At 72.2% G+C, this 11,749-nt stretch carries 11 protein-coding genes; 9 read left to right on the top strand and 2 right to left on the bottom strand.

The genetic code is table 11. The features are described 5' to 3' along the window. Positions 1–99 precede the first annotated feature (99 nt). Together ABT078_RS13260 and ABT078_RS13255 are read left to right on the top strand one after the other, a co-directional pair. A complete protein-coding gene (locus ABT078_RS13260; RefSeq protein WP_351226984.1) occupies positions 100–474 on the top strand; it encodes an STAS domain-containing protein in 375 nt (124 codons plus the stop codon). A gap of 39 nt (positions 475–513) precedes the next feature. After that, a complete protein-coding gene (locus ABT078_RS13255) occupies positions 514–1,026 on the top strand; it encodes an EF-hand domain-containing protein (protein WP_351226982.1) in 513 nt (170 codons plus the stop codon). A gap of 259 nt (positions 1,027–1,285) precedes the next feature. Here ABT078_RS13255 and ABT078_RS13250 read toward each other — a convergent pair whose 3' ends face one another. Then, a complete protein-coding gene (locus ABT078_RS13250) occupies positions 1,286–2,806 on the bottom strand; it encodes a class I adenylate-forming enzyme family protein (protein ID WP_351227125.1) in 1,521 nt (506 codons plus the stop codon). 153 nt (positions 2,807–2,959) lie between these two features. Between ABT078_RS13250 and ABT078_RS13245 the strand changes: the two genes are divergently transcribed. The 4 genes from ABT078_RS13245 to ABT078_RS13230 all read left to right on the top strand — a co-directional run bounded on the left by ABT078_RS13245 (position 2,960) and on the right by ABT078_RS13230 (position 7,055). Next, positions 2,960–4,153, top strand: coding sequence for an amidohydrolase family protein (locus ABT078_RS13245; RefSeq protein ID WP_351226980.1), 1,194 nt, complete (start codon positions 2,960–2,962; stop codon positions 4,151–4,153). Further along, entirely contained in the window at positions 4,153–5,286 is a 1,134-nt protein-coding gene (locus ABT078_RS13240; RefSeq protein WP_351226978.1) for an acyl-CoA dehydrogenase, read from the top strand. The genes ABT078_RS13245 and ABT078_RS13240 overlap by 1 nt, the downstream gene beginning before the upstream one ends. A 6-nt stretch (positions 5,287–5,292) precedes the next feature. Then, on the top strand, positions 5,293–6,159 hold the full coding sequence (locus ABT078_RS13235; protein ID WP_351226976.1) for an acyl-CoA dehydrogenase family protein: 867 nt from the start codon (positions 5,293–5,295) through the stop codon (positions 6,157–6,159). Positions 6,160–6,551: 392 nt separating this feature from the next. Then, positions 6,552–7,055, top strand: coding sequence for an ATP-binding protein (locus ABT078_RS13230; RefSeq protein WP_351226974.1), 504 nt, complete (start codon positions 6,552–6,554; stop codon positions 7,053–7,055). A 78-nt stretch (positions 7,056–7,133) separates the two neighbouring features. Here ABT078_RS13230 and ABT078_RS13225 read toward each other — a convergent pair whose 3' ends face one another. Continuing rightward, positions 7,134–8,069, bottom strand: coding sequence for a cyclase family protein (locus tag ABT078_RS13225; protein ID WP_351226972.1), 936 nt, complete (start codon positions 8,067–8,069; stop codon positions 7,134–7,136). Between the two features lie 84 nt (positions 8,070–8,153). Here ABT078_RS13225 and ABT078_RS13220 point away from each other — a divergent pair, with 84 nt between their 5' ends. The 3 genes from ABT078_RS13220 (at position 8,154) to ABT078_RS13210 (ending at position 11,669) form a co-directional block, all read left to right on the top strand. Continuing rightward, entirely contained in the window at positions 8,154–9,065 is a 912-nt protein-coding gene (locus tag ABT078_RS13220) for an SDR family oxidoreductase (protein ID WP_351226970.1), read from the top strand. 379 nt (positions 9,066–9,444) lie between these two features. Beyond that, positions 9,445–10,623 (top strand): acyl-CoA dehydrogenase family protein, encoded by a 1,179-nt coding sequence (locus ABT078_RS13215; protein WP_351226968.1) that lies wholly within the window; start codon positions 9,445–9,447, stop codon positions 10,621–10,623. Then, a complete protein-coding gene (locus ABT078_RS13210) occupies positions 10,620–11,669 on the top strand; it encodes a Zn-dependent alcohol dehydrogenase (RefSeq protein WP_351226966.1) in 1,050 nt (349 codons plus the stop codon). Before ABT078_RS13215 ends, ABT078_RS13210 begins: the two co-directional genes overlap by 4 nt. Positions 11,670–11,749 lie beyond the last annotated feature (80 nt).

Raw genomic sequence — 11,749 nt, 5'->3', positions numbered from 1 at the left:
TGCGGCAAGTACGCCTCCCTGGGTTTGATCTCGGGACTGTTGGGAAGCGGCGCCTGGAAGGCAGGCTTCCGTATCTCGACGACGAGGAGGGCCGGACGCGTGATGCTCAAGGTGGACCGGGCGGAGCAGGGTTCGTGGACCGTGCTGCACATACGGGGCGAGCTCGATCTGGTCAGCTCGCCCGTGGTCCGCCGCCGCGTCCACGACGCTGTGGCACTGGGCCGCCGCGATCTGGTCCTCGACCTGTCCGGGGTGCAGTTCTGCGATTCCAGCGGCGTCGGCGTGCTCATAGCCTCCCGCCGCCTGATGCGGTCCTGCCAGGGCAGGCTGCGGCTGATCCTCCCGGCGCGGGGCGCCGTCGACCACTCGCATGTGAACCGGGTGCTGGCAGCGTTGGGCGTCCGCCGGCTCTTCGACGTGTACGAGGACGTGGCCGCGGCCGTCGACGAGGAGGCCGAGCCCCTCTCCGCGTAACGGGAGCGGGACCCGGTCATGTCGACGTACCCTCCCCGCATGGACAGCGCAGAGTACGAGCGGAAGATCGCCCACCGGTTCGCGGAGTTCGATCAGGACGGCAGCGGCTACATCGACCGTGAGGACTTCAACAGGGCGGCGGCCTCGTTGCTCGCCGAGTTCGGCACGACGGCACGCTCCGACAAGGGGCAGGCCCTCTATTCGGGCGCCGAGGCGTTCTGGCAGGGCATGGCGGGGATCGCCGACGTGGACGGCGACCAGCGGGTCACGCGCCAGGAGTTCGTGACGGGCGCGGTGAAGAGACTGCGGGACAACCCCCACCGTTTCGCCGAGATCGCCCGCCCCTTCCTCCACGCCGTGATCGCCATCGCGGACGTGGACGGCGACGGGGTCACTCCGCCGAACGCGGCGCGGGTGCTGCGGGTGCTGGGGGTCGAACCGGATCGGTGCGAGGCGGTGGCGCGGGCGCTGGACGCGGACGGCGACGGCCGTATCAGCGAGGACCAGATCCTGGCGGCGTTCGCGGCGTACTACGTCACGCCGGAGCCGTAGGACCTGCGGCGGGCCCACGCGGCGGAGCCGGCCTGTCGGCACAGCCCCTGCCCGCCCCACAGCCCCTCCCCACCCCTTTCCGTACCCGGGTGCCGCCACGGACCCCGTTTGCGGGCGGGGCTCGATCCCGAGGGCGGGCACCCCGGCCGCGGCTCGGTGCCGGAGACGCCCCCCGGGCTGAGGGCTGCGGGCCGGGGGCTTGTCCCCGTGCGGGAAGGGGCGGGCAGGGGAGAGAAAAGGCGCCGCCACGGCCCGCGGCTCACCCTCCGTCGGCCCCGGCACCCGCCCCGAATCGCTCGCGCAGCTTGTACTTCAGGACCTTCCGCAGCGTCTCGTTGCGCGGCAGGGCCTCCACCCTCTCCAACTGCTCCGGCAGCTTGTGGGTGGCGAGACCCGTGCCCCGCAGGTACGCCGTGACCGCGGCCAGCGTCAGCGGTGGCGCGGCCGGGGGCTGTTCGATCACCGCGCAGACGCGCTCGCCGCGGTCGGCGTCCGGGAGGCCGATGACGGCCACGTCCCCCACGCCCGGATGCTCGTGCAGCAGGTCCTCGATCTCCTTGGCCGAGATGTTCTCGCCCTTGCGGATGATGACGTCCTTGAGGCGGCCGGTGAGGACGAGGTGCCCCGACGGCGTGAGGTGCCCGAGGTCCCCGGTGATCAGGAAGCCGTCCGTGTCGAAGACGGCCGCGGTCTGATCCGGGTCCAGGTATCCCTGGCAGACCGCCTCCCCGCGCAGTCGCACCTCGCCGTCGACGATGCGTATCTCCATGCCCTCGGGGGGCCTGCCCTCCGTAGTGGCGAGGTTCTCCGCGGTGTCGTCCGGTGAACCCATGGTGATCATCGGCACCTCGGTCATGCCGTAGCCGTGCGTGAGCTGGACGCCCATCTCCCGGACGACCGCGTGGTACAGCTCGGGCGGCTTCGCCGCGCCCCCGCCGGCCAGCAGCCGCAGGGTGGGGACGACCGGCTCCCCGGGTCGCCTGCGCTGCTCGGCCAGGAACATGGAGTAGAAGGCCGTGGAGCCGCCGGCCGTCGTGACGCCGTGCTTGCGGTACGTCTCCAGGGCGTCCGGCAGCGCGAACTTCTCGAAGAGCACCGCGGGGAAGCCGTACAGCAGCAGCATCACGAGATAGTCCGCCCCGCCGATGTGCGCGAACGGGAAAGCGATCGACCCGACGTCCTCGGGTGTGAGCCGCAGCGCGTGCGCCAGGCAGGAGCCGCCCGCGATCAGCGAACGGTCGGTGTGCAGCACCCCCTTGGGGTCGGAGGTGGTGCCGGAGGTCCAGTAGATCCAGCGCACGGACGTGCCCTCGGCCGGCGGCGGGGGCAGCACGGACGGGTCGTCGGCGGGCAGGGTGTCGTACGCCTCGAAGACGCCGCGCGCACCGAGCCGTCCCGCCATCGCCGTGTGGTCGAAGCCGCGCCACTCGCCCGGAACAGCGAGGAACTCCGCCTTCGACTCGCGTACCGCGAAGCCCACCTCCCGGTCCCGGTAGAAGGGGATGACGGGTGACTGGACGGCGCCGATCCTGGCCAGCGCACCGGTCAGCAGGACCGTCTCGATGCGGGTGGGCAGTTGCCAGGCGACGACGGTGCCGGGCCGCACGCCCATGCCGTACAGGCCGGCCGCCACCCGTTCGCAGCCGTCCCGCAGCTCGCCGAAGGTCAGCCGGCGGTCGTCCTGGATCAGCACGGGCCGGTCCGGGGTGAGCGTGGCGCGGCGGTCGATCAGCTCCCAGAGGGTGCGGGAGGCGCCAAGGGCGTGTGCGGTGTCGGTCACGGCGGTCATGTCCCCCTCCGATGGAGCTGACGGTTGGTCAGATCGTGCGGAGAGCGTAGGGCCGGTCGCCTTGTCGGTCCAGGGGTGCGGGGCTAGCCTGCTATCTGACGACCCGTCAGAACGCGTCAGGACCGCCAGAGCGGAGGGGACCCGATGGAACGGGAACTGCCTCGGATCATCAGCGTCGACGACCATGTGATCGAGCCCGCACATCTCTTCGAGACATGGCTGCCGGCGAAGTACCGGGACCGCGGGCCCCAGCCGCTCACCGCCGGCATCGGCGAGCTCGCGTACGTCGGCGGCAAGTACCAGATCACGATGGACCCGGACGGCCCGCCGACCGACTGGTGGATCTACGAGGACCTCAAGTTCCCGTACAAGCGCAACATCGCCGCCGTCGGCTTCGACCGCGACGACATGACGCTGGAGGGCATCACCCGGGCCGAGATGCGGCGCGGCTGCTGGGACCCCAAGGCGAGGCTGGAGGACATGGACCTCAACCATGTCGAGGCCTCCCTCTGCTTCCCCACCTTTCCCCGCTTCTGCGGGCAGACCTTCGCCGAGGCCAAGGACAAGGAGGTCGCGCTCGCGTGCGTGCGCGCGTACAACGACTGGATGGTCGAGGAGTGGTGCGGTGACAGCGGGGGCCGGCTGATCCCGCTCTGCATCATCCCGCTCTGGGACATCGACCTGGCGGTCGCGGAGATCCGGCGGAACGCGGCGCGCGGCGTGCGGGCCGTGACCTTCTCCGAGATCCCGACGTATCTGGGGCTGCCGTCGATCCACTCGGGGTACTGGGACCCGTTCTTCGCGGTGTGCCAGGAGACCGGGACGGTCGTCAACATGCACATCGGGTCGTCCTCGCAGATGCCCGCCGCCTCGCCGGACGCTCCGCCCGCCGTCCAGGCGTCGCTGTCCTTCAACAACGCGATGGCGTCGATGATGGACTTCCTCTTCAGCGGGGTGCTGGTGAAGTTCCCGACGCTCAAGCTCGCCTACAGCGAAGGCCAGATGGGCTGGATCCCGTACGCCCTGGAGCGGGCGGACGACGTGTGGGAGGAGCACCGGGCCTGGGGCGGGGTGCGGGACCTGATCCCGGAGCCGCCGTCCACCTACTACTACCGTCAGATGTTCTGCTGCTTCTTCCGCGACAAGCACGGCGTCGCGTCGCTGGACGTCGTGGGGCGGGACAACGCGACCTTCGAGACCGACTATCCGCACGTCGACTCGACCTTCCCGCACACGAAGGAGGTCGCGCTCGACCATGTGAAGGATCTCGACGACGAGACGATCCACAAGCTGATGCGCGGCAACGCGATCCGGATGCTGGGCCTGGACCTCGACTGATGGACCTCGCGTACACGGAGGAGGAAGAGGCCTTCCGGGCCGGGCTGCGCGAGTGGCTGGCGGTGGCACTGCCGAAGCTGCCGCCGAGGCCCTCGCCCGACGACTGGCCGGGCCGGCGGGCGTGCGACGCGGGCTGGCAGCGGGCGCTGTACGACGCCGGGTACGCGGATCTCCACTGGGACGCCTCCCCGACCCAGCGGCTGATCTTCCTGGAGGAGACGGAGAAGGCCGGAGCGCCGTACGTGGGGGCGAACTTCGTCGGCCTGCTGCACGCGGGGCCGACGATCGCCGCCGAGGGGAGCGAGGAGCAGCGCGAGCGCTGGCTGCCGCCGATCCTGCGCGGCGACGAGATCTGGTGCCAGGGCTTCAGCGAGCCGGACGCCGGATCGGACCTGGCGTCGCTGCGGACCCGGGCGGTGCGGGACGGCGACGCGTACGTGGTGACCGGCTCGAAGATCTGGACCTCGCACGCGGAGGTCGCCGACTGGTGCGAGCTGCTGGTCCGCACCGACCCGGACGCCCCTAAGCACCGCGGGATCACCTGGCTGGCGATGCCGATGGACGCGCCCGGCATCACCGTACGGCCGCTTCGGACGCTCGCCGGATCGACCGAGTTCGCCGAGGTGTTCCTGGACGAGGTGCGGGTGCCGGCCGCGAACCGGGTCGGGGCGGAGAACGACGGCTGGCGCGTCACGATGGTCACCCTCTCCTTCGAACGCGGCACGGCCTTCGTCGGCGAGGTCGTCGCCTGTCGCCGCACGCTCGGCGAACTCGCCCGCGCCGCCCGCGAGAACGGCCGCTGGGACGACATCGCGCTGCGCCGCCGACTGGGGCGCCTGAACGCGGAGTTCGGCGCGCTGTGGCGGCTCACGCAGTGGAACGTCAGCGAGTCGACCCGCACGGGCGGGGTGCCCGGCACCGGCGGCTCGGTCTTCAAGCTCCGCTACTCCCACGCGCGCCAGGAGCTGTACGACACGGCGGCCGACGTCCTGGGCCCCGACGCCCTGGACCTGGCCCGCGACTGGAACCTGGACCGCCTCTCCTCGCTGTCGTACACGATCGCGGCCGGCACCTCCCAGATCCAGCGGAACATCGTCGCCGAGCGGATACTCGGCCTGCCGAAGGAGCGGTGACCGGGCGTGCACTTCCAACTGACCGAGGACCAGAGCGCCTTGCGGGCGGGCGTGCGGCAGCTGCTGGAGGCCCGCTTCGACCGGGACGCGCTGCGTGCCGCCGTGGACGATCCGGCGCTGGACCGGGCGTTGTGGCGGGAGCTCGGCGATGCCGGGTTCTTCGCGCTGCGGCTGCCCGAGGCGGAGGGCGGGGTCGGTCTCGGCCTGCCCGAGGCGGTACTCGCGTTCGAGGAGGCCGGGCGGGTGCTGCTGCCCGGGCCGCTGGTGGCCACGCACCTGGCGGCCGGGGCCGTGCCCGGGGCCGCGACCGGCGAGGCCGTGGTGACGAGGGCGGACAGCGGCCTCGTCACCTGGCTGGAGGAGGCCGACGAGGTGCTCGGGGACGTGGCGGGGGCCGTGGCCGTACGGTCGGTCGATCCGCTCACGCCGCTGCACCGCCTCCGCGGGGGTGGCGGGCCGGGCCCCGGCCCCGAGGCCGTTCTTCTCACCGCCGCCGAGCAGGTCGGGTCCGCCGCCCGCACCACCGAGCTGGCCGTGCGACACGCGAAGGAACGGAAGCAGTTCGGGCGGCCCATCGGCGGCTTCCAGGCGGTCAAACACCTCTGCGCCCGGATGCTCGTACGCACCGAACTGGCCCGCACCGCCGTCTACGCGGCCTCCGTCACCGCCGACCCCGTCGAGATCGCGGGAGCAAAGCTGCTCGCCGACGAGGCGGCCGTACGGGGTGCCCGTGACTGCCTCCAGGTGCACGGCGGAATGGGCTTCACCTGGGAAGCCGATGTGCATCTGCATCTCAAGCGGGCCTGGGTGCGCGCCGAGCTGTGGCAGACGGCCGCCGAGTCCGAGGAACTGCTCGCCGCCGCACTCCGGTGAGTCACCGTGCGTCGATATCGGGTTGTGTCCTTCGGCGGAGTCGTCACGGCCCGGAGTCGGGTTCCCCCTCCGGTACGCTCCGTGGGGTGCGAGATGCGTGCTGCCGCGGAGGCCGTGACATGACCGGCTCCGCCGCGTGGGCCCCGAGCCTCCGGCCGGTCACCGACGTGGCCGCCGGAGGGAAATGCGCCGCTCGCACAGGGTGTTCGACTGTCCGCAGCGTGCGTCGCACAGTATGCACCACGCATACTCCTTCGCGCTGGAATATGCCCGAAGCGCTTGTTGCGGTGACTGTACGTCAACCATGCTGTCTGACAAGGAAATCACGTTCCGTGATGACGATGGCTATGAGGCGCGAGGCGATGTGTCCGCCGGTTCGGATGGTGTGAACGGTGCAGGTGCTTCAGGTTCAGTTGGAGGTCGGTCCGGATCCCGCGGAGGTGGGACGGGCCAGGAGATGGGCCCGTTCGCGGCTCGCAGGGTCCGGGATAGGGGACGACGAGCCGCTGGCTGAGACGCTGGTGCTGCTCATCTCCGAGCTGGTCACCAACGCGGTGGTGCACACGGGCTGTCCGGCCGTGCTGCGCATGCTCTTCGGCGCGGGTGCGACGGACGCGGGGACGGTGCGGGTGGAGGTCGCCGACACGAGCGCCTGCCCGCCGCAGCCGCGGCACGCGGAGGGGGACGACACCAACGGGCGCGGCCTGGAGCTGGTCGACGGGCTCGCCGACCGCTGGGGTTGGCAGCCCGAAGGGGCCGGCAAGCGCATCTGGTGCGAGGTCGACCGGAGCGCGGCGCCGCAGCCGAAGTCACAGCCGCAGCAAAGGCTGTCGGCGCCGCACGTGGTGGCACCGGCCGTTCCGGTGGGCCTGATGCCCGGCACGTACACCGCCTGACGCGGGGCGCACAGGCGCTCCGGGCACGCGGACCCCGAGCGCCCGGGCCCCACGGGTACCCGGGCGGGACCGCCGAGGCTAGAGCACGGCCACCGGCGCGACCGGCGTTCCGGTGCCGCCCACGAACGGCTCGGGCGTCGCCGACAGGAGGAAGGCGTACCGCCCCTCATCGGCGCAGGCCGCCGACAGTTCCTCCAGATTCCAGTTCTGACCCTGCAGCATGCCCATCTCCACCAGATCCAGCGCATGCACCGGCAGCCACAGGTCCTCGATCTCCGGTGGGAAGATCTCGAAGGTGAGCGTGTCGTTCGCGACCGCCGCCACGTCGCGGCCGTGGAACCACTCGGGCGTACGGACCGAGAGTCCCGGCGACGGAAAGGCGTACCCGTGCTTGTCGCCGCCCAGGTACGCCTGGATCTGCCCGGTCCGCACGAGCACGACGTCCCCGGCGCGCACGCTCACTCCGCCGAACTCCTGCGCCTCCGCCAGGTCTTCGGGCGTCACGGCGTGGTCGCCCGGCAGCCGGTCGACGCCCTTCGCGCGCGCCACGTCGAGCAGCACCCCGCGCGAGACGAGCGTGCGGACCGTGTCGATGCCGCTGAAGCCGGCGCCGCCGTGGGCGGTGATCGTGTCCGCGGGGCGGCCGTTGTAGATCTTCCCCGAGTGGGAGACATGGGTGAGCGCGTCCCAGTGGGTCGCCGCCTGCAGCCCCATCGTCACGGCGTCGTCGCTGGTCGCGACCGTACCGGGCCCGAACAGCTCCTGGTTGATCTGGACCATGGTGTGCAGCGGGTTCACGCGCCCGGGGATCATCCCGGTCTGGACGCCGTCCTGCTGGAGAGGCAGGGCGAGCGGCACACGGCGGCCGGTACGGATCTCCGCGGCGCCGCCCCGCACCACCTCGTCCGTGATCAGGTTCAGCGTCCCGATCTCGTCGTCGGCGCCCCAACGCCCCCAGTTGTTGACGCGTTTGGCGATGTCGTGGAACTCCGGCGGCAGCGTGGGCTCGGACATCGGTCCTCCTGGGGGCTTGTGCTGAGGTGTCTGACGGCCCATAAAATCTAACGGGCCGTCAGAAACCGCGGGAAGGGGCCGGACGTGGGGAACTTCTTGGCAGGCAAGGCCGTCGCCGTGACGGGTGCCGGGCGCGGCATCGGGCGCGCCGTGGCTCTCGCGTGCGCCGCCGAGGGAGCGAAGGTCGTCGTCAACGACTACGGCGTCTCGATCGAGGGCGGCGAGCCCACCTCCGAGGTCGCCGAGGCCGTCGTCAAGGAGATCGAGGCGGCAGGCGGGCAGGCCGTGGCCGTCGCGGACGACATCTCGACGATGGCGGGCGGACAGCGGATCGTCGACACGGCGCTCGCGCAGTACGGGCGCATCGACGGAGTCGTCTGCGTCGCCGGCATCCTGCGCGAACGCATGCTCTTCAACATGACCGAGGAGGAGTGGGACCCGGTCGTCGCCACCCATCTGAAGGGCACCTTCACCGTCTTCCGGGCGGCGTCGGCGGTGATGCGCAAGCAGGGCGGCGGCACGCTCATCGGCTTCACCAGCGGCAACCACCAGGGGTCGGTCGCACAGGCCAACTACTCCGCCGCGAAAGGCGGCATCATCTCGCTGGTGCGCAGCGCGGCGCTCGGGCTGCACAAGTACGGGGTGACGGCCAACGCGGTCGCGCCCGTCGCCCGTACCCGCATGTCCGCGAACGTGCCGATGGAGCTGAGGGAGATCGGCGAGCCGGAGGACGTCGCCGCGCTCGTCGTCTATCTGCTCTCCGAGCGGGCGCGCGCGGAGGGCATCACCGGGCAGGTCTACACGGTCGCAGGCCCCAAGATCGCGGTCTGGGCGCAGCCCCGGGAGCTGCGGGCGGGGTACGTGGAGGGGGCGTGGACGCCGGAGAGGATCGCGGACTTTCTGCCGGGGACGGTGGGGACGGACCCGATGCCGATGCTGGCGCAGCTGGAGGCGATGGCCAGGGCGGCGGCATCGGGTGACCGCCCGAACACGTAGCCGAGGGTGCTGCCCCGCCCGGCGTCCCGGGACGGGCCCGCGGGCGGACGCCGCCGGGTCGGAATCCGGGCACCGCTGGGGGCCTCGGCAGGCCCTCAGCGGTCCGGTGTCCGGCATCGGGGTGGGCCCCGCGCCGAGCGCCCAACGGATCGGCGCCCGGCACCGGGGGGCTGTGCCCACCCCCCACATCCCTTCGGGCGTGGGCGTACCCCCGTTCGCTTCGCTCGCCCTGCGGAACGACTGCCCACAACAGGGGGAACGACGGTCCGCGGGGGCCGGGGCGGCAGTCCCGGACAATCTCGACCCCACCCGGCCCCGGCGGGGTTTCGGGAAGGGGCGCGGTCGGGGAATTCCCCGCCCGCCACGACAGGAGGCGTAGATGGACTTCGAGTTCGGGCCGGAGGACCAGGCCTTCCGGCGGGAAGCGCGCGCGTGGCTGGAGGACCATCTCACCGGCGGGTTCGCCGCCGCCGCCGGCCGCGGCGGGCCCGGCAGCGAGCACGAGCGCGCCGGCACCCGCCTCGCCTGGGAGCGGGAGCTCGGCCGCGACGGCTGGATCGGCCTCGGCTGGGACGCCGACCACGGCAACCGCCGCGCCACCCTCATCCAGCAGGTCGTCTGGGCCGAGGAGTACGCCCGCGCCCGGGCACCCGGCCGGGTCGGCCACATCGGCGAGAACCTGCTCGCGCCCACCCTCGTCGCGTACGGCAGCAAGGAGCAACAGACCCGCCATCTCCCGGCCATCGCCCGCGGCGAGGAGCTGTGGTGCCAGGGCTACAGCGAGCCCGGCGCCGGCTCGGACCTCGCCTCGGTCCGTACCACCGCGGTGAAGGACGGCGCCGGCTACCGGGTGACCGGCCAGAAGATCTGGACCTCGCTCGCCCGCGAGGCCAACTGGTGCTTCGTCCTGGCCCGCACCGAGCCCGGCTCGCGCCGTCACCACGGGCTGTCGTTCCTGCTCGTGCCGATGGACCAGCCGGGCCGCGTCGACGTGCGGCCGATCCGGCAGATGTCCGGCACCAGCGAGTTCAACGAGGTCTTCTTCGACGGCGCGGAGGCCGTCGGGAGCGTCGGCGGCGAGGGCGGCGGCTGGCACGTGGCGATGGGCCTGCTCGCCCTGGAGCGCGGCGTGTCGACCCTCGTCCAGCAGATCGGTTTCGAGGAGGAGCTGCGCCGGGTCGTGCGGACCGCGGTCGACAGCGGCGCCGTCGACGACGATCCGGTGCTGCGGGACCGTCTCGTGCGCCAGTGGGCCGAGCTGCGCACCATGCGGTGGAACGCCCTGCGAACCCTGGGCGGTTCGGACGACCCGGGCGCGCCGAGCGTCGCGAAGCTGCTGTGGGGCGGCTGGCACCAGCGCCTCGGCGAGCTGGCGATTCAGGTGCGGGGCGCGGCGGCCGCGTCCGGTCCCGGCGCGTGGTCGCCGTCGTACGAGCTCGACGAACAGCAGCGGCTGTTCCTCTTCACCCGCGCCGACACGATCTACGGCGGCTCGGACGAGATCCAGCGCAACATCATCGCCGAGCGCGTGCTCGGCCTACCCAAGGAGCTGCGGTGAGAGGTGTCGTCTTCGACGGTGAGCGGGTCGAGGTGGCCGACGACCTGGAGATACGGGACCCGGGGCCCGGCGAGGTCCTGGTCGCCGTCGCCGCCGCCGGGCTGTGCCACAGCGATCTGTCGGTGATCGACGGCACGATCCCGTTCCCCGCGCCCGTCGTCCTCGGGCACGAGGGCGCGGGCATGGTGGAGGCGGTCGGCGCGGGAGTGACCCATGTGGCGGTCGGTGACCATGTGTCGCTGTCCACGCTGGCCAACTGCGGGGCGTGCGCTGCCTGCGACCAGGGGCGGCCGACGATGTGCCGCAAGGCGATCGGGATGCCGGGGCAGCCGTTCTCGCGGGCCGGGCGGCCGCTGTACCAGTTCGCATCCAACTCGGCCTTCGCGGAACGCACCCTCGTCAAGGCCGTCCAGGCCGTACGGATCCCGGACGACATCCCGCTCACCTCCGCCGCGCTGATCGGCTGCGGCGTCCTCACCGGTGTCGGGGCCGTGCTCAACCGGGCGAAGGTCGGGCTCGGCGACACGGTCGTCGTCATCGGCACCGGCGGCATCGGCCTCAACGTCCTGCAGGGCGCCCGGCTCGCGGGCGCGCTCACGATCGTCGCGGTCGACACGAACCCGGCGAAGGAGGAGGCGGCGCGACTCTTCGGCGCCACGCACTTCCTCACCTCCGTGGCCGGGGTGCGGGAGATCCTCCCGGACGGCGCCCGGCACGTCTTCGAGTGCGTGGGGCACACGGGCCTCGTCCGGCAGGCCATCGACCTCCTCGACCGGCACGGCCAGGCGGTGCTGCTCGGCATGCCGGCCCCGACGGCCGAGGCGACGTTCCTGCCCGCGTCGATGTTCCTGGACAAGTCCATCCTGGGCTGCCGCTACGGTTCGTCCCGCCCGCAGCACGACATCGCGCTGTACGCCCGGCTGTACCAGGAAGGGCGGCTGCTGCTCGACGAGCTGGTGACGGAGACGTACCCCGTGGAGGACTTCGCGAAGGCGGCGGACGACGCGGAGCACGGGCGGGTGGCGCGGGGGGTGCTGACGTTCTGATCACCGAGGACGTCGATCGAGGGGCGAGGAGAGCAGCCCAACCGCCACCGCCACCGCCACCGTCGCGCCCGTCCGGCGAT

The organism is Streptomyces sp. NPDC002133, assembly GCF_040296405.1.
GTDB lineage: Bacteria > Actinomycetota > Actinomycetes > Streptomycetales > Streptomycetaceae > Streptomyces.
Note: the sequence above shows the minus strand (reverse complement) of the source record. Positions and strands in the feature narration are given on the sequence as shown.